Here is a 24,454-nt window from a genome sequence, read left to right as displayed (position 1 = left end):
CGCTTCATTTTTTCTGAGCCCAGATGTATGCCCGCCTGGTCGGGTATTCCATGTTTTCATGCGGGCGCCTCTCTATGGCATCGGTTATATTAAAACCTGTTTCCTGCAATAATGTAACAATATCATCTGTCTTAAAGAAGAACAGATCGATGTCCACTTCCTTACCGCGTGCGTTGTCGAAGTGAACGATCTCTTCTCCCACGTGAAAGGAAAATAGAAAATCTCCTCCTGTTTTTAGCACCCTGTTTATTTCCCTGAAACATACCCTCACCTGGTCGGGCGTAAAATGTACGATCGAATAAAATGCAAGCGCGCTTCCAAGGGAGCCCGGCGGGAAAGCGATGTTCAGCAGGTCCCCGGTTTCAAATTTAATTTGAGGGGAAAGTTTCCGGGCAACATTCACCATGGCCGGCGACAGGTCTATGCCGACGATATTCTCCAGGCCATTGTCGTACAGGAATTTCGTTGTTTGTCCCGGGCCGCAGCCAAAGTCGGCACAAAGCCCTGTTTCTTTATTGGAGGAGGCAAATTCCTTCAACAGCAACCGGTCGACCTGTTTTTTGGAAAGCTCGTCCCAGCGCTCAACCGCATAGTCCTCGGCCACCTGATTGTAGCAGTGCAGTACTTTCTCTTGTGGGTTCATATGATAAATTGTTTTAGGGTTTACCGTTTCAGCAACAACCGCATGTAAAACTGTGGTTTCGCCAGTTTTTTACGGATGTCCACTTCGTGGAACATGCAGGACATCAGTTCCTGCAGTTCTTTATTACCGTTACTCAACCGCACGAGCATGTTGAACAGCCAGGGGAAACGGATGAGTTTCTGCAGCTTGGTGCTCATTTTTAATTCGGGCCCCAGCACGCGGTATACGTTTTCGTCGTACGCCATCAGCCTGGCCGCGCTGTAATCGTTTGCCGCTATGCAGGCTGCCGCCTGTTCCGCCGCCATGCGGGCGGAATACATGGCGTTGCCGATGCCTTCGCCGGTAAACGGATCTATCAGGAAGCCCGCATCGCCCACCAGCAGGTATCTTTCGCCGGAGAGCCTTCTTTTTTTGCTTCCCAGCGGCAGGCCGTAGCCGTCGATGTTACCCTGGAGCGTGGCATTTTCAAAGCGTTCCTTCAGCACCGGGTCGTGCTGCACGGCGTCCAGCAGCATTTGTTTCAGGTTCACTTTTTTGCGCCGCGCCACTTTGCTGAGCATGCCTATGCCTACGTTCGCCTCGCCATTGGGTAAGGGGAATATCCAGAAATAACCGGGCAGCACGTTTTTGAGGAAATGAAGTTCGATGAGGTTGTCCGGGTGCAGCCCTTTGATGCCGCTGTAATACGCCCTGATGCCGGCCACGTAATGCGCCGGTTCCATGTGGATATTAGCGACCTCCTTCGTAAAGCCGGAATGCGCGCCATTGGCGGCGATCACCAGTTGCGTTTTGATATGGATGCTGCCAGAGGCATCGGAGAGCAGGTAACCGTCCGGCAACAATTCATATTTTGTAATGGCCTTGCCTTCTATCAGTTGTACCTGGGGACAGCGCTTCAACTCGTCCACCAGGAAATTGTCGAAGTGAATGCGCTTGCACACGAATCCCCTTGGCTCGCCCGGCAGTTTAGCATAATTGGGTTTGTAGGGGATATTGATGCTCATGCGGTTGGCGGCTACAAAGGTCACGCCCCAGCTATCTTCCTTGAACACATACTGCTGCAGCCTCTCTGCAATGCCTTTATCGATCCGGGAGAGCAGCGTGAGCACTTTGCCGCTGAGGCCATCCCCGCATACCTTATCGCGGGGGAAAACGGCTTTATCTACTACGGTGCAGGGAATGCCCATGTATGCCAATTGCAGGGCGGTGGTAGCGCCAGCCGGGCCGGCGCCTATAATACAAATTTTGGTTTCGAGCATAGCTTTTGAAACAATTAAACCTTCTGATTCGTCCTTGAAATGCAGTAAGGTAAGGCTTCTTTAAGAAATCCGGTTAAACTAAGCCCGGAAAATTTAGTGTAATTATATCCCTGAAAGCATGAAAGCCGTATAAACACTGTGTTTTATACCAGGCATAGCCGCCGGGGAAAGCGGTTTCCTGTTCACGGCATCCTTAACAGTTTGGTAATATGCTGCGGCTATATTTGTGCCGAATCCGCCCTCGTATGCACATTGCCCGTCAACATCCTGCTATGCCAGCCTCCCTCATTGCCGCGTTCCGGGACGGGTCGGAAGAGGCGTTCCGGGACATATTCATGGCTTACGAGGCCCGTCTTACCGCCTATGCCGCGAAAATATGCATCTCCCGGCAGGATGCGGAAGAAGTGGTGCAGGACGTGTTTACCAGCCTCTGGGAGCACCGCGCGGATATGGAAGGCAATGATATCTCCGGCTGGCTCATCACCGTATGCCGCAACAAGGCCCTCAAATCCCTGCGCAGGCAGATACTGCATACAGACATCAGCAGCCTGCCCAAAGTGCCCGCTGACCTGTCTGACCCGCTGCAAAAGCTCTATTTCGACGAGATAGAACGGTATATCCACACCATTATCCAATCCCTGCCGCCCATGCGGAAAAAGATATTCCTCATGAGCCGCGATGAAGATAAGAGCTACCAGCAGATCGCGGACGAGCTGGGCATTTCCGTACTCACCGTGAAAAAGCAGGTGAGCCTTGCCCTTACGCATCTGCGCACGCAGGTCACGCCTTATGCCTATAGCCTGGCCGTGCTGCTCCTTCCCGTATATTAACTAATTGTTACCGCTTACTACCCCGCGGGCATTATTGGGTACTTCCTGTAAATGCCGCCCGACATGCCTGTTTCTCCCGAGCTGCTGAAGCAATTGCTTCGCAAACAGAAAGACAAGACCATCACCGACCGTGAAATGGTATTGCTGCGCCTGTACCTGTCTACCCCCGAAGCGGAAGAACAGCTGGCCGGTATCGATTTCTCGGACATGCCGGATGCCGCCGGCCAGCCTGCTGCACCGCAGGAGGTGCGTTTCCGGCAGATATTGCAGGGGCTACCGCGCAAGCCTGTACGAAAAACCACCTGGTACCGCCTGGCAGGCGCCGCCGCTGTGGTGCTGTTGATCGCAGGCATTGGCATGCTGTTGCGGCAGGGCGGGGAGGCGTCTTCCCCCGTTCCTATGCTGACCCTGCAAACAGGCAACGGTGAACTGAAAGAGGTCATACTGCCGGACAGCTCGCGCATCTTCCTCAACGCCCGCTCCGCGATCCGTTACCCCGCCGGTTTTGACGGCAAAACGCGTACCGTGCAGTTATTGCAGGGGCAGGCTTATTTCGATGTAAAAAAACAGGAAACACCGTTTACCGTGGAGAGCCGCGAAGGTATGCAGACCATCGTATTAGGCACTTCGTTCACCGTGATGGCAGATAGTGTTGCAGGGCATTTCCAGGTAGCGGTCAAAACCGGTAAGGTGCGGGTAGACCGGCAGCAGCGTGCCGTTGCAACCCTGTTGCCCGGCGACGGAGTGTTCTATGATATTGCAAAAGGCCTGGCGCGCACCATGCATGCCGATCCCGGGAGCATAGGGGAGTGGACGGAAGGAGAAGTACGTCTTTCCGGGGCCAGCTTCGCAGAAATGGCGGACCTGATGCAGCAGCTCTATGGCATCACCGTCACAGCGGGCAATGCAGCTGTGCGGCACAATCAATATAACCTGCCCGTGAAATATGGCACAGACCCGCGGCCATTGATGGAAGTGATCTGCATGGTGAACGGGAACCATGCGGAATGGCGGAAAGACAGTACGGCCGTGATCATTCGCTAAAAAAGAAAAAACGCCTGTTGGAGCAGGCGTCTTCAACACCGGTATTGGAGTACCGGTATTTATAACAAAATAAATTAGAACGAAGGTATGAAATTTTTCAGTCGGACGAAACCGCGGCACCGCCTATGGCAACGGCTCCTGTTGCTGGCGTGCATTTTTGCCAGCGGTCATTTGTATGCACAACAATCCGTTTTATCCAAAAAGATCAGCATCCGCTTTACCGGCGAAAGCATGGCGGCAGCGCTGGAGAAAGTAGAGAAACAGGCCGGGCTTAAGCTCGCTTTCAACGCCGCCAGCACCAATGGCTACAAAGCGCCTGTTGCCGAATACACCGACAAAACACTCGGGCAGGTATTAAAAGACCTGCTGCAGCATACTTCCCTTTCTTTCCGGGAGGCCAACGGCTACATCGTTATCAGCAAGGAAAACAGTCCGCCTCCCGCACCTGCCCGCGCGAAGGGAAAGCTCACCGGTAAAGTGACCGACGAAGAACAGCGGCAGCCCGTGCCCGGCGCCAATATCCGCATCGGCGGCAGCGGCGCTGTAACGGATGCGGAGGGTCGCTTCAGCATTACGCTTCCTGCAGGTAGTTATACTGCTATCATCAGTTACGTGGGATTTGCCTATACGGAAATTCCCGGAATCATGATAAAAGACGATTCTACTGCCGCACTGGATATTGTTTTGCAGAAAGACAAACGCCAGCTGGGAGAAGTGACCGTGCGGGCAGACCGTGTGATCACAACCAGCGACCGGCAGCTGATCGAAGAGATAAGAACCGCCAGGGGTATCGCTTCGGGCATTTCTTCCGAACAGATCACCATCAGCGTAGACCGTTCCGCTTCCGAGGTAGCGCGCCGCGTATCCGGCGTAACACTGCAGGATGGCTTTATCAGCATCCGCGGTATGACGCCGCGGTATAACCCTGTTTATCTCAACAACGCCTATCTTCCCTCTACCGATCCCAACAAAAGGGCCTTCAATTTCGACCTGCTGCCGTCTTCCGTGATAGACCGCATGATCGTGTACAAATCCCCCGCGCCGGAGCTTCCCGCCGATTTCGCGGGCGGCGTGGTGAAGGTGTACACGAAAAAATCCGTTCCCATCCGCCGGCTGGAAGTCAGCCTGAATGCGCAATACCGCACCGGCAACAAGTTCTTCGACGATCATGTGCAGGCAGGCAGCGGTAAATACGATTGGCTGGGTTATGACGACGGCACCCGCGCGATGCCGGTGAACATGCCGCGCAATCCATACGGGATGGTCATGCTGGGAGACGTGCCGAGCGTGCCCGACGCCTACCTGACGCCGAACGCGGCTATCACGGACGCTTTGCTGGCACGCAGCGTTCAATCCTGGAACCTGAGCAAAAAATATCACCCGGCAGACCTGCAGGGCGACGCGACCTATTATACCTACGCCAATATCGGCAAACTGAAGCTGAACAGCGTGACCGTAGGGCGTTATGAAAACCAGCGCAGCTTCAATTATACCCCCACCGCGCGCAGCGCCAATATGTACAGGGATACAGAATTCCCCCCGCCGGGCGTGCCGCTTACGCCTTTAACGCGCCCGAGCTTCCGCATCGGGCACGATTCCGTTTATTCCTCCAGCATACGGCTGGCAGCCATGCAGCATTTTTCGCTGATCATCAATAACCGGAACGAGATCACCGCTATGGGCCTGATGAACCGCAGCACGAAGCAGGTGCTGCAGATCAATACCGTGAACGAGTGGTATACAAGCGAAGCCGCTTCGCTCTTTATCCGCCGCATGGAGAATGCCTACAATACGCAGGACCTTTACCTGGGAATGCTGGGCGGTTCGCACAAGACCGGCAATGAAAAACACCTGCTGGAATGGACGGCGAGCTATTCCCAGGGCATCATGAAAGACCCCAACCAGTTCTCCAACGCCTATGAGCCGGATGCTGTCTCCATCAGCGGCGACAGGGCCGGCTTAGGAAAGTTTACCCAGACAGATAAAACGACCTGGACATTAAATGCGGCGACGCGCAAGAACACGGTGATCGGGCGGTTTACGGACGGCGAGGGCGATGAAAAGCGCTGGCAGGGGAATATCGATTATACGCTCACGCCTTTGCAGCAAAAGAAAGACCTCCTGCTTCGCGCAGGCGCGTATGTTGAAAGCCGCCGCAAGCGGTATTTCTACAGCGCGCTGGCTTACAAGAACTTCCCGGAGCTGGGCTTCAGCGCGAACCCATGGGATAACCTGGGCGACAGCCTGCTGCATGCCATGCAAACAAGGAATGTACGCATGTACACCAACGTACAGGAAGTAGGATTGGCAGGCGCGCAGACGAACGGGTACACCGCTGTTTTCGATAACCTGGCCGGTTACCTGGCTTCCAACATTCCCGTACAATTCCGCTGGCCGCTTGGCAAACGCCCGGTGATGAAGCTGGACATCTATGGCGGCCTGCGCGTGGAATATTCCAAACGCATCGTATTGGACACGAAAGGAGAACAATTGCTGAAGGAATACCTGCCCAACTCCGCCGGCCAGCAGGTGCTGGTTGGAACGGCCCCTCCCACGCACCAGTATTTCTTTTTACCATCCGTTAATGCCACGCTGCACCTGAACGACCAGTGGCAATTGCGGGCCAGCTATGGCAAAACACTGAACAGGCCGGAACTGCGTGAACTGTCGCCGTTCGTTACCTATAATCCCGCAGACGGGTTCACCTATATCGGGAAATCCACGCTGCATGATGCGCGCATAGACAACTACGACCTGCGGCTGGAATGGTATCCTTCCGTGGGAGAAGCCATATCCGCCGGTTTTTATTACAAACATATCAACCAGCCGATCGAAGAGACCATGGCCAATACCAATACCGGCGTTCCCGGGTTCACCCACAGCAATATGCCTTACGCCCGCATCTATGGGATAGAGCTGGAAGTGCGCAAGCAGCTGGGTTTCCTCGGTGGGGGCGTCTTCGAACATATGGGCCTCATCGTGAACGCCTGCTACAACTTCACCGAAGCGAGCAACATGGCGATGCTGGTGGATGCGCCGATGAACGAAAACTATTATCCTGGCGGTGAAACCAGGGCCTTCACGGGCGCCGCCCCCTGGATACTGAATGCCGGTCTTTTTTATGATCACAAGGCCAGCGGCAGCAGGATATCGTTGCAATACAATGTGCTCGCAGAGCGTATCATCACCAATACGTCCGGCGGGAGGGAAGCGGAACTGGAACCCCCGGTTATTGAGCGCAGCAGGCATTTGGTAGACCTTTCCATCCTGCAGAAGATCAACAAACGCATCAGCGTAAGAGTGGCCGCGCAGAACCTGCTGAATGCGGCGATCCGCCAGTATGTGGACAACGATTTTAACAAAAAGTTCAACACAGATCCCACGCTCTTCGAATGGACCATCCACAGCCCGGTCCGTACGGAAACCCTTAAATACATCCGGGGCGATTATTACATCCGCGATTACAAACCGGGTGTTTATTATACCCTGGGCTTCCAGTTCAACCTGTAAAAAATAATAGCATGAAAAGACATATATACTCACTGTTTGCTGTGCTGGTTTGCGCATTCACGGCCTGCCGCAAGGAGGTGATCGACGTGCGCGATTTCGGCAAGGTGACCATCGACAGGATCACGCCGGGCACAGGGCCGGCCGGCACTTACGTGGTCGTATACGGCCATAATTTCACGGATCTGGTGCAGGATGCGAAAGTGCATATCAATGACATGGAAGTACGCATCGTTACCATGTCGCCGGACAGTATGCTGATACAGATACCCGAGGGTGCGGTTACAGGAAAGCTGGAATTCAGTTTTAACAGGAAAAACCCGTACGGCGGTTACGATTACAGCGGGCAGGCAGAGCCGGCTGCAACCGGCCCTGTTTATACGGTTGACGCGTCTGCTATCCCCTTACCCATGGTTCGGGAAGTGCTGCCTTTGCATGCAAGGGTCGGCGGAGAGGTCACTGTCAACGGGTATAACTTTAAAGACGGCAGCTGCAAGATTTTCTTCGGCGATACGGAAGGAACGATCACGGAGATCAGCAGCAACCAGGTAAAGGTGAAGGTGCCGGCAATAACGCCGGATACCGTATCTATGCGTGTGGAACAGGGGGCTTACACCGTGCCCGCCGGTCAGTTCATCGTAGATGAAACACCTGCCGGGGTGAAGGAGATCTTCTGGGCATCGCCGGGCAAGGTTTACAAAGCCGTCCTGGATGAGAACGGCAATGCTATCATGGAGGCCATATATGACGAGTCTGACAACGCGGGCGTTTATCTCAATGGACTGACAGTTGACAAAGCGAAAGGGCGCGTGTACTGGCTGGACTTCAGCAAAGTGTATTACGGCAGCCTGGATGGCGCGGCCGCTCCCACGCTCGTTCATAGCTTTCCGGAGGGATTTATGCTGACGGATATTGCTTTTGACAGCCAGGACAGGTTATATGTAATGGCTTTCGACGCTACTTTCTCGGGCAATACTCACATCCTCAGGGTAAATACAGATGGAACAGGAGCCGAAGAAATATATAAGCTGGGAGAGATGCTGCCCACGTCATTAAAAATAGATGAGGCAGGCGGGAAAATTTACTGGACGGACCAGATGAACATGATCACTTATGAAGGCAGCGTGAACGGCCAGGCAGCACAGGCGCCCAAAGCATTGTTCGACGCCAATGACGGCGTTTTTGCTCCATCCAGTATAGCTATGGAGGGCACGCATATTTATATCATGGACGGTGGGACCAGTGCTATTTTTGTGGGCGAACGGGATGGCAGCGGAACGCTTACGAAGCTGCCGGTCCCCGCTGAAGTACTGATGGGGGCCGGCGACCTGGAGATAGACGCCGGCAATCAATACATTTACTGGATACAGTATGATTTTATGGTGGGGCACGGTACCTTGTTCCGCTGTAAAACAGATGGCACCGGCTTGCAACGGGTTATTGAGAATGTGCCGGAATCTTATCACCTGTCTATTGTTTTGTAATACAAATACAACAGGCGCGGAGATTTTCGCGCCTGTTTTTTATTTGCCCTGTATGCCCAATTAAATTGGTACATATATATTCTATGAAGAATGTATTATAAACATTGGCAAATTTTCCGAAACTTCCATAGATTGTGATCGTATCAGTTCGGGACTATTGTCAACCATTTCAACATATAACGAGAAGGAATTACTGTCGAAAATTGCCGCAGGCGACGAGCAGGCATTCACTGCCATCTTCAACCATTATTACCCCCAACTTTTCACCTACGTTAACCGCATCGTTCAGTCCAGGCCGGAAACAGAGAGCATCCTGCAGGACATTTTCATGAAGATATGGCAAAGCCGGGAAGCCTTGCAATATGTAGACCGCTTCGGGTCCTATCTCTGGGTCATGACCCGCCACCACGCGCTCAACGCTATGCGCAACCTCGCCCGGCGGTCGGTATTGCTCGATGAATATACCCGCCAGGCGCCTGTTGCAGATGATACCCGCGAATGGCAGCTGTCCCTCATCGACCAGGCAGTTGCCCACCTCCCGGAGCAGTACCGGCAGGTTTGGACCATGAACCGTATTAACAAAATGAAGCAGGCGGAAATCGCCGAAGCTATGGGTATCGCCCTGCCTACCGTCAAAAAGTACATGCAACAGGCGGTGGCGCTGATCACCCGGTACGTTAAAGACCGTTCCTCACTGGGTTTTGCTATCTCTATCGTTCTTTCCCTGTTTTTTGAAAAAAAATAGCAGTATCGTATACTTTTTAAAAAGCCAGGTGTCTTTTTTATATACGGCTTAATATTTCACCCGATGGACGACCGGTTACAAGACTTGTTGAAACGCTTTTTCGAGGGCACTGTCACTGCCGCCGAACAGCAGGAATTAATGGAACTGGTGATGGCATCAGATGACGCTATGCTGGAGCCGCTGATGCGCGCGCGCTGGGAGGCTATGCAGGCTATTGAAACCGATGCGCCCGATGGCTCGCATATCCTGGCGGCCATATTGGAACGACCCACGCCGGTGCGCTCCATGCGGAAACGCTGGTATTGGGCGGCAGCTGCCGCCGCGTTGCTGGTTGTTTCCGCAGGCGGTTATATGCTGGTGACGAAAACCGGCAAACCCACCGTCCAGACCGCTCAGCAGTTCGGCCCCGGCTACCGGCATGCCACGCTCGTACTGGACGACGGCACCGTAGTCACGCTTGACAGCAACGGCCACCGCACACTTCAACAGGGAAGGGCGGTAGTAAGGCAGCAGGGCGGCCAGCTCGTGTACGATGAATCGGGAGATGATGGCGCGGTCACCTACAACACCCTGAGAACGCCGCCCGGCGGCCAGTTCAAGATCACCCTGCCCGATGGCACGGCGGTATGGCTCAATGCAGCCAGCTCCATTCGTTATCCCACCGCCTTCAACGGCTCCGAACGCCGGGTAGAGATCACCGGCGAGGCTTACTTCGAAATTGCGCAGCGCCCGGAAATGCCTTTCAAGGTTGGCGTTGCCAACAAAGCAGAAGTAGCGGTACTGGGTACGGACTTCAACGTGAACGCTTACCAGGACGAAGGCATTATTAAAACCACGCTGCTGCAGGGCGCAATATCCATGGCGGCGCCTTCCGGCCGGCCGGCGCTTCTCAAACCCGGGCAACAGGCACAGCTTAACACGGCAAATGCATCAGCCAACATAAAAATTATCAATGATGCCAACATAGACCAGGCGGTTGCCTGGCGGAAAGGACTTTTCAACTTCGACCATACCGACCTGAGATCGGTGATGAATGAGCTGAGCCGCTGGTATAATGTAGATGTACGTTATGAAGGGGAACTGCCGTTCCGCACCTTCAGGGGAAAGATCACCCGGAACCTCAGCCTGCCGGAAGTGCTGGAAGTATTGCAGGATGTAGATATCAGGTTCAGGATGGAAGGAAAAACGATTGTCGTGTATAATTAACTAACTATAAAACTGTAAGCCAATCATAAGGATCAACCATTAAAAAAGCAAAAAAGCCGGAATGCGTCAACATACCCGGCTATAATCTGGCATAACTCAAGTCTGGCAAGACCTTTTATTATTTACCAAATCAACCAAATGTATGAAAAAAATGCTTATCAGCGCGCGGTGGCGGGGTTCCGGGCGCGAGTATCTCTACTCAACATTACGCATCATGAGACTTACGATCATTTTCATCCTGGCAGCTACGCTCCATGTGAGCGCATTCGTAAAGGCGCAGGATAAAGTATCCATTTCTGTGAAGGGGGAAGAACTATCGAAGGTATTAGCCATGGCCGAGAGGCAGACCGGCTATGTATTTTTCTTCGACGAAAAATTATTGTCGGTCGCCAAACCGGTCAGCCTTCATGCAAAAGACCTTCCGCTCCAGCAATTCCTTGACCTCCTTTTCCGCGATCAGCCGCTCCGGTACAACATCCGGAACACGACCATCACTCTTTCCGCCAAACCAGCTGCCAGCCCCCAACCTTCGCAGGACAAGGGAAACGCAAACGCCCTGCTGGTGGTAAAGGGCGAAGTGACAGACACTGACGGTAAGCCTGTGCCGGGTGCATCGGTACGGCTCAAACCGTTAACAATGGGCGTCACCACCAGCGAAGACGGCATTTTCGTACTTTTTAACGTTCCGGCAGGCACCTACACCCTCGAAATTTCCAGCATTGGATATATTGCCGTTGCCAAAAAACTGGTGGTAACGGATAAGCCGCTGGAGCTTTCATTCATTCTTCAGCGCGACATCATCGAACAAAAAGAGGTCGTAATTTCCACCGGCTACTCCGCCAAAAAGCCCGGGGAGATGACCGGTTCGGTGCAAAAGATCTCCGGCGACGATATCCGCAAAGGCATTACCTCTTCCGACCCGGTAGCCCTGCTGAAAGGCCGTGCCGCCGGACTTTATATTTCAGATCAAAATGGCGCCGACCCCACCAGCAGCGGCGGCCAGATATTCATGCGCGGGCAAAGCAGCATTGCCGGCGTGGGCCTCGACCAATACAACGAATTCGTGATACCTTCCTTCAACTACGGTCCGCTCATTGTGCTGGACGGCGTGATCATGCCGAACCAAAACCTGAAAGAACTGGTAACGCCGCAGGAGATCCAGGATATTACGGTCCTGAAAGATGCGGCAGCCACCGCCATTTACGGTTCCCGCGCGGCAGCAGGCGTGCTGGTAGTGACCACCAAAAGAGGCAGCGGCCTGAAGCCCCGCATTAACGTTGAAGTAAAATACGGCATCAATACCCCCAACCGCGGTGGTATGCGCTTCATGACCGGCCCTGAATTATATGACCTTCAAAAACGTTTCTATACCGAACATTATTCCTTTAACCAGGCCTCCCTTTCGCCATTATTTCCCACACTGAATAACTACCTGGACTACAGGCTTCCCACGCAGGAGCAGGTCGATAATTCCTATGACTGGTCGAAATTCGCATTCCTCACGAGCAACACCTCCGAGCTGAATATTTCAGCCAGCGGGGGCAACGACCGTTCACGCTATTACATGGGCGGTTCTTATTACAATGAACAGTCTACCGGCGTAAAGAACGGCCTCATCCGGAAAACGTTCCGCCTGAACCTGGAAAGCCGGCTGACCGACCGCCTGACAGCCAACATAGCGCTCAACGGCATCATCAACAGCGGCCACCGCGACCAGGACGACGCTGCAGGGTCTGTCATGCAATATATCCCCTGGGCCAATCCCTATAACGCTGACGGCGTGCTTACCCAATCGCTTAACTTTAAGATAGGAGGTACCCAGCGAATCACCGACAACCCGCTGTTCAGCCAGCAGTATAATTTCTTCAAACAAAACTCGCAACTGTTCTTCGGTTCCCTGAAACTCAGCTACCGCATCAACGACTGGCTGAGCATTTCCTCGACCAACTCCGGTAACCTCAACTATTACAAAAACACCCGGTACATCGACGTAAGGACCTATTCAGGCGGCAGTTCCATTTTTGCTGCCAAAGGCTTCCTTGGCACCACCACGAACAATCTTGCTTCCTACCTTACCTCGAACCAGGTCAACATCAACAAAATTTTCGGCGAGCACGCCATCCGCGGGCTGGTGGGTATGGAGTTCGGGGAAACCACTACTGAAAATATGCTGGTGAACGTAAACCACGTGCGCGCCGGCTACCCGGTCATTTCCCTGGCCCGGCAGCTCGGCGGCCCGTCGGACCTCACCATCTTCGGCATTCCCAATACCAAAGCCGGTAACCTCGAAGGCGGCAAAGATGTAAGGGCCGTATACTCCCTTTTCGGTGAAGCCGCTTACACTTACAAAGGCCGGTATACCCTCAGCGGTTCCATCCGTTCAGACGCTTCCAGCAGCTTCGGCAGGGATAACCGGTACGGCACCTTCTTCTCGGTTGGCGGCGCCTGGGCCGTAAACTACGAGAACTTTATGCAGCAGGTAAAATGGCTCGACGACCTGAAGCTGCGCGCCAATTATGGCACCAGTGGTTCCCAGCTGGGCGATAACTTCCTGACCCGCACGCTGTACGACCCCACCAATACCTATAGCGACAACGGGGCGGCCAACATTGCCGTGCTGGGCAATCCCAACCTCCGCTGGGAGGTGACCAAAACCTTCAGCGCGGGTGTGGACATGCAGCTCTTTAAGCGTGTAAGCGCCACTATCGATGTGTACAGCCGCCGTTCGGAAGACCTGTTGCAGAAAGTGCAGCTCCCGGTGCTGGCGGGTTTTCCTTCGCAATGGCAGAACGCCGCTATCGTGCAGAACCGCGGCGTGGAAGTAGTGCTGAACACGAAGAATATTGAAAGGAAGAACTTCTCATGGGCTACTTCCTTCAACTTCAGCTTTAACAAGAACCGGATACTCAGTGTTGCCAACGATTCGCTGAAGCAGGGATATTATCCCAACAACAGCTTCTTCCTCAGAAAAGGAGATGATATCAACAGCCTGAAAGCGGTGAAGTATGCCGGGGTAGACCCCGCAACCGGCAAGCCTCTTTTCGAAAAGCTGGTCTTCGACGACAAAGGCAACAAGATAGGCGTGGAATATGTGAACACGCTGGCCGAAGTGGGCGCAGGTTCCGACAGCCGCCAGTTCCAGACGGTCGGTTCCTTCCAGCCGAGGTTCTACGGCGGCATGACGAACACCTTTACCTACAAGCGCCTTTCGCTGAGCGTGCTCATTACCTACGCTATTAAGTATACGATCACCGATGACTACGCAGCCTCCGCGCAGGTGAACTGGCAGACGATCGGCAGGGTTAACCAGATCGCGTACCGCAGCCACCAGAAGCCCTGGACAACGCCGGGGCAGACCGACGCCACAGAGCCCGCATTGTATTACCAGGGCACTACGGATTTCTTCGGTTCCAGCAAGTACATGCACGACGCCAGCAATGCTTCCCTGCGCAACATCCGCCTCAGTTACGACTTCCCGCAGACGCTGCTGGAACGCCTGAAGTTATCCGGCCTTACCGCTTATTTCAGCGCGGACAACCTGTATACACTTTACAGCAAATATATTATCGCTTCCAGCCCGGAAGGGCCTTCAGTGGGGCAGGCCCAGGATTTCGGCAACGGCGCCGGCACGCTGAGCATCCCGCGCCGGTACATGTTCGGCTTACAGGTATCCTTTTGATGAATGCTAAACGAAATGAAAATGAGAAACTATATGATCCTGCTCGCTGCCATGCTGGCCGCGGCAGGTTGTAATAAAAAAATAGATGCGATCAGCCCGCTGACCAAGATCGACAAAGACGGGGAACTGGCTTCCGCCGCGGGTATCGTGGAGGCAACCGTCGGCAACTATTCCATGTTGCGCCAAAACCTGACCGGCGATTACGACGAACCGCTGCTGAACCTCTCGGAAAGCCGCGGCAATAATGTAACACTGCGGACTTTCGGGCCTGCCGACATGCGGACAGATGGTTTCTGGTTCCGTAACAGTAATGGCGCCGGGCTGGGGTTCAGCTTGCCGGTGTACCGCGGATCCTACCAGCTGATCGTAAGCGTTAACACGGTACTGGAGGGCATCGAAAAGTTCCGGCAAACCAGCTTCGGCGGTGCAACGGAGGCAGACAAAAACGCGGTATTGTATGCCAAAGGCGAGAACCATTTCCTCCGTGCATTTGCCTACTTCAACCTCATCCGCCTTTATGCCAAGCCTTACTACCAGGGCGCAGAAACAAACGCCGGCGTACCGCTGAAGATGACCAGCAGCCTGGCAGAGCTCCCTTCGCCATCGACCGTAAAAGAGGTGTATGAATTTATCATCGCCGAGCTGAAACTTTCTGCCCAGCTGATGAAAACGCCGGTTACCAAACCCAACAGTTTTGCCGGCAAAGTAGCGGCCTGGGCCTTGCTGTCGCGGGTATATCTTTACATGGGCGGCAGCGTAGCCAATCCTGGCGCGGCCTTTAACGAAGAAGCCGTTACCTATGCCGACAGCGCGCTCCTTCACAACAATGGTAAATTCGCGCTGCTGCAGGGCAATGATTACCGCAACCTTTTTGCCGACGACCAGAACGGCGCCATCGGGCGGGCAAAATTTGCGACGAACAAAGAGATCATTTTCGCGTTCGATAACATGACCGGCAACACCGCTATCGGTCTCATGTACAATTATGATCCGCTCGCGGGCGGGGCGGGTTTTTTTATGCCTTCGGCAGACCTGCAGTCATTGTTCACCGCGCAAGATATCCGCAACACTTTCTTCCGCGTGAACCCTTCCACCGGCTACCGGGAAACTACCAAGCTGCTGGTGCTTATGAACCAACTGCTGACCCGCGCGCCGAACATTTACTTCCGCACAGGAGAATTGTACCTGAACAGGGCAGAAGCCAACGCCAAGCTGAAGAACTATGCAGCTGCCAGGGCCGATCTTCTTACGATCCACACCCGCGCTGGTTTGCCTGCTTCAGACATTACCGCCATTGCGGACGCAGACCTGCTCACGGCCATCCTGAAGGAACGCCGGATGGAACTGGCTTTTGAAGGCCATGCCGGGTACGACTATTTCCGCAACGGATTGCCCATGATACGTAAAGCAGCCGACAATAACGGCACCGAGCTGGTTATCCAACCCACCGATCCCAAAGTGGTGTTGACCATTCCCAATTTCTAACGTCTCATTTCAAAAACCATCAAAAAATGAACTATCGTAGTATGTTATTGAAAACCGTGCGCTTGGTATTATTTTCCATTGTCTGCATCCAGGTTTCAGCCGCGGCGCAAGATCGGCCCACCCTTAGTATCGGCGATAAGGCGCCTGAACTTCGTTATGGAAAATGGCTGAAAGGCTCGCCCATCAAAGAATATGAAAAAGGCCGCCTGTACCTGTTCGAGTTCTGGGCTACCTGGTGCGGCCCCTGCATCGCCTCCATGCCGCACCTGTCTGAATTTGCGCGGGAACGCAAGCATGAAGCCACTGTTATAGCCGTGAATATCTGGGAAGAGAAGGGAGACAAACCCTATGAAAACACCTGGCCAAAGGTGACGCGTTTCGTGCAGCAGATGGGCAACAAAATGGATTTTAATGTGATCACCGACAGCAAAGACCAGTTCATGGGCAACAGTTGGATGAAAGCCGCCGGCCAGGAAGGCATTCCCTGCACTATTATGGTGAAAGACGGAACGATCCTGTGGATGGGGCACCCCGTTGAACTGGATTCCGTTGTGAATGTAGTGCTGTCTGGCAAATACGATGTGGAAGCCTCTAAAAAAGCGCGGGAAGAAAAACAAAGGATCAGCGATTCGGTGTCCGCCCCCTTTCGCAAGGTAATGGGCAGGTACGATGCATTGGTAAAAGAAAAACAATACCAGGAAGCCGTAAATGTAATGGATTCCGCCATCGCCGGCAGCAGCCCGGAGTACGCCGGCACTTTTGGATTCTTGAAATTCCAGGCAATGCTCGAGCACATCAGCGAAGATGCGGCCATGGAATATGTAAAAAAGTGGCAAAGCACCAAGCCCGGCTATACCGGGTCCGTTGCCGGGATTATCTGCAGTAAACCGGGTTATAAAAAATCTACTTATGAATATGGGATACAATTGATGGAGGGATTGCTCGCCAACCCTCAAATGCCGCCCCCGGCTGCTTATAAGTTCATCGCGATGGGATATGCCAATATGGGCGATTACAAACAAGCAATTGGCACTTTGGAGAAATCCATTAAAACCGGCAAAGAACTGTTGAAAGAAGGAAAATTCGCCGGCTTTGTAACGGAAGACAGTATTAAAGAACAGGAAACGCAACTTGCAGAGTATAAGAAGGCATTGAAGAAATAAGACCAGCACCGTCACGACCTATGAATATAGCCAATACTCAGGCCCCGGAAGGGGCCTGAGTATTTTGCACCCGCTCAAACGTATCTGAATTTACCATCACCGCCTTCCACCAGTTTTGTTTTATCAACCGCGGAGATTCCTCATCCTGCTGGGGTAGTTTTGCTGCATCATTGACCACCAGCCATATTGTTTGCAATGTATCCCCGCGCAGCAAACCTGTATAAGTTACCAGCATATCGCCCGAGCCGGTCATACCTCCGCCGCTTATGCCAATACAATCGCCCTGGCAAAAACCACAGACAGGGATTTCATTGCCATAGAACCCGCTGTCGCTGAGAGCAGTGCGGAAGGTCCCTGTTACCATATTATCGGTAACGGATGTTATCTCCAGGACCGAACCATACTGGTTCTTCCATTTTCCGATCCATTTCATGGTTTTTCATTTTTGCAGTGTTATAAATGGTTAAATGAAGTTCAGGTTTTCCTGGATTTATTCAAGCCATATGGAAAAATTGAAAGAAACCTGCACGATGATGAATGCGTTAGAGGCGCTCAGCATTTCCTGTTCCATAACGAACAGGCATTGTTCATTATCGGACACTAACGGTTGCCAACTCTAAAATTAATGACCTGATTATCAGTGCATTGATCGCTCCTGGAATTATGGAAGATTATTTGATCAGCAAATATTGGAATAATCAGCAACTATGAACCGGACCTACCTTGGAGAATTTGAAGAAATCGTACTATTGAGCGTCGCTGTGATGCAGGGACAGGCATATGGCGTAGTGCTCATGCATGAGATCGTTGAACAGACCGGGCGCTCCGTAAAATTGAACCAGGTGCACTCAGCCCTGCAGCGGCTGGAAGAAAAAGGCATGGTCGAATCAGAAGTAGGCGGGGCCACGGCTGAGCGCGGAGGGCGGCGAAAACGCCTTTATACCGTGACAGCTTACGGGCAGCGCACCTTGCAGCAGATACAGGATGTAAGGAACAGTTTTTGGTTAAAGTTGACAAATCCACCAAAACCGGCTATCGGATCATGAGAACCTCTGGTAATCATCATACGCAACCGCCGCGCCTGGCCGGCAAGCTGCTTGAATGGCTGCTTGCGCCGCACCTGCGCGAAACCATCCTGGGCGACCTGCACGAGGACTTTGCGTATAATGTTAAGCATGCTGGCCTGAGAAAAGCCCGCTGGCGGTACTGGCGCCAGGCGCTGGGTTTTATTAAGCCAGGATATATAAAGAGAAACCGGACACGATATCCATCCACTCCCTTCATTACACCCGGCATGATGCGCAACTATTTCAAGATCGCTTTCAGGAACATGTTCCGACACAAGCTCTATAGTTTTATCAACGTGGGCGGCCTCGCGTTAAGCTTATTTTGCAGTTTGCTGATCGTTTACTGGGTCCGTGATGAGCTGAGTTATGATAAGTTCCATCACGATCGGGACAGGATCTACCGCGTCGTGAAAGACTTTGTTAGCGGCGACGGCAACCGTACCCCGGACGCTACCACGCCGCCTGCTTTGGCTGCCGCCTTGCAAAAAGATCTTCCTGAAATTGAATCTGTGACCAGGATCTATCCAGGCTGGAACCAGCAATTCCTCGTAAAGCAGCCGGATGCGCAGTTTTATGAAGAAGGCGTGTACCGTGTGGACAGCAGTTTTTTCGATGTGTTTACATTTCCGTTTGTTGCCGGGAATAAGGAATCAGCATTCCGGACGCCTAAGTCGGTTGTGTTGACGGAGACGATGGCGCTGAAATACTTCGGCACGGAAAACCCGGTCGGGAAGCAGCTGAACCTGCGGATCGACGGGGGAGATTTTACCGTCACAGGCGTGCTGAAAGATGTGCCGGGCAATTCCCATTTTCATTTTGATTTCCTGATCCCGCTGCGCCGTGTGGATGTGGACCCTGATACAGACTGGAACTCGCATACATTTTATACTTACGCCAAGCTGAAACCCAATACGGATGCGGCAGGATTTACAGGTAAGCTGCGCCTGCTGGTCAGGAAATACCAGCCGGAAAACCAGGATGTTTTTTATGTTCAGCAGTTGACCAATATCCACCTGGATTCTAAACTTAAATGGGAGCTGGGCCGGAACAGCGACCGCTCTTATGTTCGCATACTTTCATTTATCGGGCTTTTTATTTTGATCATAGCCGGGATCAACTACGTGAACCTTGCCACTGCCCGCTCCACGCAACGCGCCCGCGAGGTGGGTGTGCGCAAAGTTGCAGGCGCTTTCAGGCGCTCGCTGGTTGTGCAGTTCCTGGGAGAGTCTGTGGTGGTATCCGTTTTCTCAGGCATCCTGGCGATTGGACTGGTCGCGGCGGTATTGCCTTTTTTGGGCGAGGTGGTCGGTAAAGATTTCACTACCTGGAACCGCGCGGGGTTGCTAACGTGTTTGGCAGCTCTGGGCGGTGCAATGATCATCGGGTTATTGGCGGGAGTATACCCGGCCCTGTTCTTATCTTCTTTTGAACCCGCGCAGGTATTGAAAAGCCAGAAGATACCCGGCGCCCGCTTTTCATGGCTCCGGCGGGGGCTGGTCACTTTCCAGTTCTGGGCCTCTGTGCTTTTGATGATCGGGACCATCGTCGTAAGCAGGCAGATCAAATTCCTGAAAACGGCGCCACTGGGATTTGACAAAGAGCAGGTCATTACCTTACCGAATGTCGGCGGCCTGGCTAACCTGGATGCGCTCCGAAGTGAATTGCTGGGTTTAAGGCAGGTCGTAAAAGCAGGCGCGGCATCCGGGGTCTTCGGCGGGTCCAACTGGACAGGCGGGATGAGCAAAAAAGGTTCAGACCAGGCGGTGGTGGTAAATTTTATGTTCGTTGACAATGATTTCCTGCAAACGCTGGACGTTCGCGTAAAGCAGGGACGTTTGTTTTCAGCAGGGTTCCCCGCTGATTCAACCGCTTCATTGCTGATCAATGAGACCGCGGCCAGGCAGCTGGGCCTGGATCAGCCACTGGGCGCTATTGTCGATACGGATCAGAAAGGGGATTACCGGACAGTGGTGGGCATTGTCAAAGATTTTCATTTTACGTCGCTACACAACGCCATCAAGCCTTTCGCCTTTGTGGTGGGCCGGCAGAACCTGAGCAATCTTTTTATTAAAGTGCGGGGAACGGATATGAAGGAATCCCTGGCCGCAATAGAAAAAAAATGGAACGAGTTGGTGCCGCAACGTCCGTTCACTTACATTTTCCTGGATGAAAACTTTGCCGCCCTGCATCGTTCCGATGAACGCTTCCAGCAAGTGGTTTCAGGCCTGACAGGTTTGGCGCTTGTGATTGCCGGCATGGGATTGTTTGCGCTGGCCAGTTTCACCACCGAAAGGCGGACCAAAGAGATCGGTGTCAGGAAAGTGCTGGGCGCCTCTGCCAATGGCATAGTGCTGATGCTGCTGGGCGATTTCCTGAAACTGGTATTGACCGCTATCCTGATTGCCTGCCCCGTTGCCTGGTATATTATGCAATACTGGCTGCAGAATTTTGCCTACAGGATCGACATGGAACTGTGGATGTTTGCGCTGGCGGGATTGGCCGTAACGTTTATTGCGCTGCTGACAGTCAGCTTCCAGAGTTTCAAAGCGGCCTGGATGAACCCCGTGAAGAGCCTGCGATCGGAATAATAAATCACGATATATGAGAAACTATATTCTTGCCCTTATCCTGACCACTACCGCGGGAAGTACGGGTATGGCTCAGTCAAAGATACCCCTCAATACCCTGGATGGCATACAGCCGGTTAAAGCAAAGGTATCAGTAGAGACGTACCTCGGCAAATCCTGTTTGCATGTGGTCGATTCCGCGATGGATAACGCGGGTGGCCCGGAAGTAACCCATGCCAAAGTCAGGAACCTGCGTTTTCACAACGGCGTCATTGAACTGGAACTGGCGGCTAAACCATTGCCGCAGGCAGGAGCATCAGCCCGGGGTTTTGTGGGTATCGCTTTCCGCATGGCTGATGATGGATCCAAATTCGAGTGTATCTACCTGCGCCCCACCAATGGCCGGGCTGAGGACCAGGTGCGCCGGAATCACTCGGTGCAGTACACACCCTATCCCGACTATCCCTGGCACCGGTCACGAAAAGAAACCCCGGAAAAATATGAATCATACGTAGACCTGGTGGCCGGCGAATGGACGAAGGTCCGCATCGAGGTGCAGGGAGATAAAGCCCGGCTGTACGTGCACGGTGCTGCCCAGCCCACGCTGATCGTCAACGACCTGAAGCACGGCCCTGACCAGGCGGGCGCCATCGGGCTCTGGATAGGTTATGGCACTGATGCGCATTTTGCGGATCTGACCGTTACTCAAAAAGATTAGCATCGGCAGATAGGCGCATCACACCAGCCCCTCCAGCTGTTTAAACACGGATATCACTTCCACGCCTTTCGGGCTGAGCTGGTATTCGATATGAAGCGGTTTGTGTTTAATGATATTTTTTTTCAACAGCCCATGTTCCTCCAGTTCCCGCAGGGCTACTGACAGCGATTGCCGGTTGGCGTCGGGGATATCACGCAATAAGCTGCTGAAGCGCACAGGGCCCATGGTGGCAAGGCGGAAGATCTCCGCTTTGCTCTTCCCGGATAACAATTTGAGCAGTGTTTGCGCCGGGCATGGCTCCTGGCTGGCGGCATTATTGGGTGTAGTCATATAAATCTGACTTATTGCTGGATTGACTAAAAATGTTAATATTTGGGCGATAAATATACCTATTTACCGGATTATTATGGCAGAAAAGACAACCACTACCGCTAAATTGAGCAATGAGGAGCTACTCAAGAAAGAAAAAATACTTAAAGTGTGCATCTATGGCATTATCACCGGATGCCTGATCACACTGGCCGCAGGCATATACCTTTCTATCACCAAGGGAAAATTCAATGCATTGCTTGTTACTCCCTTTTCACTCGCTGTATTTCCCGCCCTGATCGCAAATTCGCTGAAAGAGATCAGGAAGGAAAAAAAGGCCAGGAACATATAGGGAAGTTACTATATGTTCCGGCTGGGTGAGGGGAATGCAAAACGAAAGTTCTCAATGAAAAAGACACTGACCTTAATCTTAATTACAATAATTTCCATTGCCGCCGTCTGTGGCCTGGTTTATTACGTCAGGATGGACGGCTTCGCGTTTGCGTGGGCGCTTAACTTCCTTTTGATGTTATGTGTATCTGTTTTTACCGGTTCACTTAAAAGCAACCTTTCTTCTTCTTACTATCAACAAAAAGAATGGGAAGGGAAAGGAAAAATATATGAATACCTTGGCGTAAATGTTTTCAGGAAACTATTGGTTTGGAGCGGTTGGGAAAAAGTGATCAGGAAATCTTTCCCGATAAAAAATGATGCCCAGGCTTTGACGGGCTTATATTACCAGGCAAAAAAATCTGAACTGGATCACCTGGTTATCCTGCTTATCGTCCTTGGGTTTAATGTGTTCGTAGCTTTTAAATTCGGCATTCCCAGGTCTTTGTGGCTGCTGGCGCTGAATGTCATACTAAACCTTTACCCGATTTTCCTGCAACGTTATAACCGCCCGCGGATAGAAAGAATTGTAAGTTTAAGTAAACGGAGATAAGAATTGCTTCAGCACCGGACATAATGAAATTTAAGATCACGATATTTTTGTTCATGTTAACCTGTGGTCATATGAAAGCGCAGGAAGCAGTATCTGCGCGATATAAGCAGGTCAGTGGCCAATATGGCGGCAACGAAGGGATCTGTCTTTTCGAAGACGGAAAGTTTATGCTATACGGTTATGCTACAGCAGTATTCGGCCATTTTAATTTTGAGAACGATCTCCTGCGCTTTTACCCGGACAAGCCCGAACTCTTTGAAGTGTACGGCACGCAAAACAAAAGCCTGACGGGCAATACGCGCATCAACTTCGCCCGGTTCGACGGCGCCGGGAAAACCTTTGTGAAATTCGGAAAGGGAGATACACGCCAGGTGTTCAATGACGATGCTAATTGTTTTAACGGGCCATTCGTGTATACGCTGCCGGAAGCACTGCCGGAATTCAATCTTACCGCATACCTGGAAGCGGCCGGCACCGGACAGGAAGGGTACAATACGTATGAATACCTCAACGATAAAGGCTATAACGACCTTATTTTCCTTTACAACAAACCCCATGTTGTATACAATGACTTCAGTGCGTTGCTGCAGCCGGAAGGCGAAGAGAGGACGGTCCTGAAATTATCCAATTACGGTGCCGGCAAAGGTTTCTATAAAAAACGTCCTGATGACCGGCAGTGGCGGGAGGCCCTGGAAATGAAAAAAAGCTATGAGCAATCCAAAAGCATGTCCGGGGAAGGCGTATTGGCCAACAAACATTACAACATTTTTTTAAGGGAAATAAAAGATTACGATTACGATCCGGCAAAAAACCTGTACGTCAGCAAAAACACGGGAGGCAACGAGGAATATTACCAGGCTAACCCTTACAACGACGACCGCTTCCTGCGGCGCTATGTCAAACTGCAGCCAGGAACTAAAAACAAGGCCGGCCAACCTGCAAAAGCGGTCAGCGGCAGCACGGTCTTTTTTACCACTTGTGGTGAAGGATCCGAAAGGTCTTACCGTTACGAAGGATTGCCCAAAATCACAGACCTCAACCCGGGTGAAGTAATCCTGCCAGCCACCGCACCGCCGGCGCCTGTTCCCGCAAACGGTCATTATCCTGTCGATTCTGTTGACCATAAAGCTGTAGGGGAGAAGATCACGTCAGCAGAAACCATCCGCCTCCTGGAAAGCACGCTCATCACCGCTTTGGAAAGGGAAGTAGAAAGGCCTCACATGTGGGACCTGTTTGTATCGTCTAATGACACTTTGCTGAAGATCCATCCTTACAAAGATTTCCTGGTTGCCGGCGTAAGTTTTAGATCTTATTACCTGGAGGTTAACTACGAAGATGCGAGGTATGAAGCCGTAATGCTGGTGAACCCGGCTTCCGGTTCGGAATACAATAGCATGGTGGTATACGAAGACCTGACGGGAGAAGAAAAGTACAGGCGTTACACCAAAATAGAAAATGACCGGATAAGGGTCATGTTCAAAAAAACAGGCGCTGTTAAGAGTTCAGTATACCTGGTTAAAGAAGGAATGTTCCTGGATTACATGGACGCAGCTGCTGTTGACCGTAAATGGAGTGCCGGCGCAGGGTTGAACTTTCAGTTAAAGGGAAAGACCAATAACCACCTGAAAAATGGTTACTGGATAGAGAAAAGATACTCCATCGCACACGGTAAGTGTATGACAGAGGACGGGCAATACATCAACGGCGTTCGGGATGGCGAGTGGAACTATGCCGCTGAAGGCCCGGTAGACGCCATCAGGACTTATAAGAACGGGAAATGCGTTTCCATAAAATACCCGTAGCAA

The 24,454-nt window shown here is 52.3% G+C and carries 19 protein-coding genes; 15 read left to right on the top strand and 4 right to left on the bottom strand.

Annotated elements, in window-relative coordinates; genetic code table 11:
• Nucleotides 1-4: 4 nt before the first annotated feature.
• Both R3I13_RS25890 and R3I13_RS25885 read right to left on the bottom strand, forming a co-directional pair.
• Entirely contained in the window at nucleotides 5-643 is a 639-nt protein-coding gene (locus tag R3I13_RS25890; RefSeq protein ID WP_346320901.1) for a class I SAM-dependent methyltransferase, read from the bottom strand.
• Nucleotides 644-663: 20 nt separating this feature from the next.
• A complete protein-coding gene (locus R3I13_RS25885; RefSeq protein ID WP_346320900.1) occupies nucleotides 664-1,902 on the bottom strand; it encodes a geranylgeranyl reductase family protein in 1,239 nt (412 codons plus the stop codon).
• Nucleotides 1,903-2,174: 272 nt separating this feature from the next.
• Here R3I13_RS25885 and R3I13_RS25880 point away from each other — a divergent pair, with 272 nt between their 5' ends.
• The 9 genes from R3I13_RS25880 to R3I13_RS25840 all read left to right on the top strand — a co-directional run bounded on the left by R3I13_RS25880 (nucleotide 2,175) and on the right by R3I13_RS25840 (nucleotide 17,045).
• A complete protein-coding gene (locus tag R3I13_RS25880; protein WP_346320899.1) occupies nucleotides 2,175-2,732 on the top strand; it encodes an RNA polymerase sigma-70 factor in 558 nt (185 codons plus the stop codon).
• A gap of 63 nt (nucleotides 2,733-2,795) precedes the next feature.
• Nucleotides 2,796-3,776 (top strand): FecR domain-containing protein, encoded by a 981-nt coding sequence (locus R3I13_RS25875; protein WP_346320898.1) that lies wholly within the window; start codon nucleotides 2,796-2,798, stop codon nucleotides 3,774-3,776.
• Between the two features lie 87 nt (nucleotides 3,777-3,863).
• Nucleotides 3,864-7,286, top strand: a complete 3,423-nt coding sequence (locus R3I13_RS25870; protein ID WP_346320897.1) for a TonB-dependent receptor — start codon at nucleotides 3,864-3,866, stop codon at nucleotides 7,284-7,286.
• An 11-nt stretch (nucleotides 7,287-7,297) separates the two neighbouring features.
• Complete coding sequence (locus R3I13_RS25865) at nucleotides 7,298-8,767, top strand: IPT/TIG domain-containing protein (protein ID WP_346320896.1); 1,470 nt, start codon at nucleotides 7,298-7,300, stop codon at nucleotides 8,765-8,767.
• Nucleotides 8,768-8,924: 157 nt separating this feature from the next.
• Complete coding sequence (locus R3I13_RS25860) at nucleotides 8,925-9,512, top strand: sigma-70 family RNA polymerase sigma factor (RefSeq protein WP_346320895.1); 588 nt, start codon at nucleotides 8,925-8,927, stop codon at nucleotides 9,510-9,512.
• Nucleotides 9,513-9,575: 63 nt separating this feature from the next.
• Nucleotides 9,576-10,718, top strand: coding sequence for a FecR domain-containing protein (locus tag R3I13_RS25855; RefSeq protein WP_346320894.1), 1,143 nt, complete (start codon nucleotides 9,576-9,578; stop codon nucleotides 10,716-10,718).
• 214 nt (nucleotides 10,719-10,932) lie between these two features.
• Nucleotides 10,933-14,397 carry a SusC/RagA family TonB-linked outer membrane protein gene (locus R3I13_RS25850; RefSeq protein ID WP_346320893.1) on the top strand — a complete coding sequence of 1,155 codons (3,465 nt, stop codon included), beginning with the start codon at nucleotides 10,933-10,935 and terminating at the stop codon, nucleotides 14,395-14,397.
• Nucleotides 14,398-14,418: 21 nt separating this feature from the next.
• Nucleotides 14,419-15,882: a RagB/SusD family nutrient uptake outer membrane protein gene (locus R3I13_RS25845; protein ID WP_346320892.1), complete on the top strand. Its 1,464-nt coding sequence runs from the start codon at nucleotides 14,419-14,421 to the stop codon at nucleotides 15,880-15,882.
• 41 nt (nucleotides 15,883-15,923) lie between these two features.
• Nucleotides 15,924-17,045: a TlpA disulfide reductase family protein gene (locus R3I13_RS25840; protein WP_346320891.1), complete on the top strand. Its 1,122-nt coding sequence runs from the start codon at nucleotides 15,924-15,926 to the stop codon at nucleotides 17,043-17,045.
• A 37-nt stretch (nucleotides 17,046-17,082) separates the two neighbouring features.
• On the opposite strand, the gene R3I13_RS25835 is transcribed toward R3I13_RS25840, so the two are convergent.
• On the bottom strand, nucleotides 17,083-17,478 hold the full coding sequence (locus R3I13_RS25835; RefSeq protein ID WP_346320890.1) for an avidin/streptavidin family protein: 396 nt from the start codon (nucleotides 17,476-17,478) through the stop codon (nucleotides 17,083-17,085).
• Nucleotides 17,479-17,752: 274 nt separating this feature from the next.
• Between R3I13_RS25835 and R3I13_RS25830 the strand changes: the two genes are divergently transcribed.
• Genes R3I13_RS25830 through R3I13_RS25820 form a run of 3 tightly spaced genes read left to right on the top strand, consistent with a single transcriptional unit; the run spans nucleotide 17,753 to nucleotide 21,397 of the window.
• The gene (locus R3I13_RS25830; protein ID WP_346320889.1) at nucleotides 17,753-18,091 is read left to right on the top strand and encodes a helix-turn-helix transcriptional regulator; all 339 of its coding nucleotides are present in this window, start codon (nucleotides 17,753-17,755) and stop codon (nucleotides 18,089-18,091) included.
• The gene (locus R3I13_RS25825; protein ID WP_346320888.1) at nucleotides 18,088-20,700 is read left to right on the top strand and encodes an ABC transporter permease; all 2,613 of its coding nucleotides are present in this window, start codon (nucleotides 18,088-18,090) and stop codon (nucleotides 20,698-20,700) included. The genes R3I13_RS25830 and R3I13_RS25825 overlap by 4 nt, the downstream gene beginning before the upstream one ends.
• 13 nt (nucleotides 20,701-20,713) lie before the next feature.
• A complete protein-coding gene (locus R3I13_RS25820) occupies nucleotides 20,714-21,397 on the top strand; it encodes a hypothetical protein (RefSeq protein ID WP_346320887.1) in 684 nt (227 codons plus the stop codon).
• 18 nt (nucleotides 21,398-21,415) lie between these two features.
• Here the strand turns inward: R3I13_RS25820 and R3I13_RS25815 are convergent, their stop codons facing one another.
• Nucleotides 21,416-21,727, bottom strand: coding sequence for a helix-turn-helix domain-containing protein (locus R3I13_RS25815; protein WP_346320886.1), 312 nt, complete (start codon nucleotides 21,725-21,727; stop codon nucleotides 21,416-21,418).
• Nucleotides 21,728-21,803: 76 nt separating this feature from the next.
• On the opposite strand from R3I13_RS25815, the gene R3I13_RS25810 reads away from it, so the two are divergent.
• The 3 genes from R3I13_RS25810 (at nucleotide 21,804) to R3I13_RS25800 (ending at nucleotide 24,451) form a co-directional block, all read left to right on the top strand.
• Nucleotides 21,804-22,058 carry a hypothetical protein gene (locus R3I13_RS25810; RefSeq protein ID WP_346320885.1) on the top strand — a complete coding sequence of 85 codons (255 nt, stop codon included), beginning with the start codon at nucleotides 21,804-21,806 and terminating at the stop codon, nucleotides 22,056-22,058.
• Nucleotides 22,059-22,112: 54 nt separating this feature from the next.
• Nucleotides 22,113-22,649 (top strand): hypothetical protein, encoded by a 537-nt coding sequence (locus R3I13_RS25805; protein WP_346320884.1) that lies wholly within the window; start codon nucleotides 22,113-22,115, stop codon nucleotides 22,647-22,649.
• A 71-nt stretch (nucleotides 22,650-22,720) separates the two neighbouring features.
• Nucleotides 22,721-24,451 carry a hypothetical protein gene (locus R3I13_RS25800; protein ID WP_346320883.1) on the top strand — a complete coding sequence of 577 codons (1,731 nt, stop codon included), beginning with the start codon at nucleotides 22,721-22,723 and terminating at the stop codon, nucleotides 24,449-24,451.
• Nucleotides 24,452-24,454: the final 3 nt, after the last annotated feature.

The sequence above is a fragment of the Chitinophaga sp. YIM B06452 genome (genome assembly GCF_039655965.1).
Classification (GTDB): domain Bacteria; phylum Bacteroidota; class Bacteroidia; order Chitinophagales; family Chitinophagaceae; genus Chitinophaga.
Note: the sequence above shows the minus strand (reverse complement) of the source record. Positions and strands in the feature narration are given on the sequence as shown.

Bases quoted from the DNA above. Each gene is read 5' to 3' on its own strand.
- R3I13_RS25890 (WP_346320901.1), bottom strand. From the start codon at position 643: ATGAACCCACAAGAGAAAGTACTGCACTGCTACAATCAGGTGGCCGAG.
- R3I13_RS25885 (WP_346320900.1), bottom strand. From the start codon at position 1,902: ATGCTCGAAACCAAAATTTGTATTATAGGCGCCGGCCCGGCTGGCGCT.
- R3I13_RS25880 (WP_346320899.1), top strand. From the start codon at position 2,175: ATGCCAGCCTCCCTCATTGCCGCGTTCCGGGACGGGTCGGAAGAGGCG.
- R3I13_RS25875 (WP_346320898.1), top strand. From the start codon at position 2,796: ATGCCTGTTTCTCCCGAGCTGCTGAAGCAATTGCTTCGCAAACAGAAA.
- R3I13_RS25870 (WP_346320897.1), top strand. From the start codon at position 3,864: ATGAAATTTTTCAGTCGGACGAAACCGCGGCACCGCCTATGGCAACGG.
- R3I13_RS25865 (WP_346320896.1), top strand. From the start codon at position 7,298: ATGAAAAGACATATATACTCACTGTTTGCTGTGCTGGTTTGCGCATTC.
- R3I13_RS25855 (WP_346320894.1), top strand. From the start codon at position 9,576: ATGGACGACCGGTTACAAGACTTGTTGAAACGCTTTTTCGAGGGCACT.
- R3I13_RS25850 (WP_346320893.1), top strand. From the start codon at position 10,933: ATGAGACTTACGATCATTTTCATCCTGGCAGCTACGCTCCATGTGAGC.
- R3I13_RS25845 (WP_346320892.1), top strand. From the start codon at position 14,419: ATGAGAAACTATATGATCCTGCTCGCTGCCATGCTGGCCGCGGCAGGT.
- R3I13_RS25840 (WP_346320891.1), top strand. From the start codon at position 15,924: ATGTTATTGAAAACCGTGCGCTTGGTATTATTTTCCATTGTCTGCATC.
- R3I13_RS25835 (WP_346320890.1), bottom strand. From the start codon at position 17,478: ATGAAATGGATCGGAAAATGGAAGAACCAGTATGGTTCGGTCCTGGAG.
- R3I13_RS25830 (WP_346320889.1), top strand. From the start codon at position 17,753: ATGAACCGGACCTACCTTGGAGAATTTGAAGAAATCGTACTATTGAGC.
- R3I13_RS25825 (WP_346320888.1), top strand. From the start codon at position 18,088: ATGAGAACCTCTGGTAATCATCATACGCAACCGCCGCGCCTGGCCGGC.
- R3I13_RS25820 (WP_346320887.1), top strand. From the start codon at position 20,714: ATGAGAAACTATATTCTTGCCCTTATCCTGACCACTACCGCGGGAAGT.
- R3I13_RS25815 (WP_346320886.1), bottom strand. From the start codon at position 21,727: ATGACTACACCCAATAATGCCGCCAGCCAGGAGCCATGCCCGGCGCAA.
- R3I13_RS25810 (WP_346320885.1), top strand. From the start codon at position 21,804: ATGGCAGAAAAGACAACCACTACCGCTAAATTGAGCAATGAGGAGCTA.
- R3I13_RS25805 (WP_346320884.1), top strand. From the start codon at position 22,113: ATGAAAAAGACACTGACCTTAATCTTAATTACAATAATTTCCATTGCC.
- R3I13_RS25800 (WP_346320883.1), top strand. From the start codon at position 22,721: ATGAAAGCGCAGGAAGCAGTATCTGCGCGATATAAGCAGGTCAGTGGC.